Annotated in this window: 1 protein-coding gene; it reads right to left on the bottom strand. The window is 69.6% G+C overall.

The window, feature by feature from the left end; all coding sequences use genetic code 11:
• Window positions 1-358, bottom strand: a 358-nt coding sequence (locus ACOADB_RS28370) for an acyl-CoA dehydrogenase family protein (protein WP_378607563.1), incomplete at both ends; no start/stop codon positions are given.

Genomic DNA, 358 nt, shown 5'->3' with positions numbered 1-358 from the left:
ATGAACGTCTTCTGTCCGTTGAGCACCCAGCTGTCGCCATCACGGACGGCATTGGCACGAATGCCCTGCAGGTCGCTGCCCGCACCGGGCTCGGTCATCGCGATCGCGAGCACCCTCTCACCCGACACCGCACCCGGCAGCCAGCGCTGCTTCTGCTCCTCGGTGCACAGGTCGAGCAGGTAGGGCAGCACGATGTCGTCCTGCAGCCGCAGCCCCAGGCAGTACGACGTCGCGCCGATCGCCGCGAGCTCCTCGGCCACCACCATCGGGTAGCGGAAGTCGGGTTCGCCGCCGCCACCGAACGCCTCCGGGACGGCGAGGCCGATGATGCCGTTGGCACCCGCGGCCTTCCACGCGG

Origin of the sequence: Nocardioides sp. CPCC 206348, assembly GCF_048654705.1 — a bacterium.
Taxonomy (GTDB): domain Bacteria; phylum Actinomycetota; class Actinomycetes; order Propionibacteriales; family Nocardioidaceae; genus Nocardioides.
The sequence above is the reverse complement of the archived record's forward strand: the minus strand, read 5'-3'. Positions and strand labels throughout refer to the sequence as shown.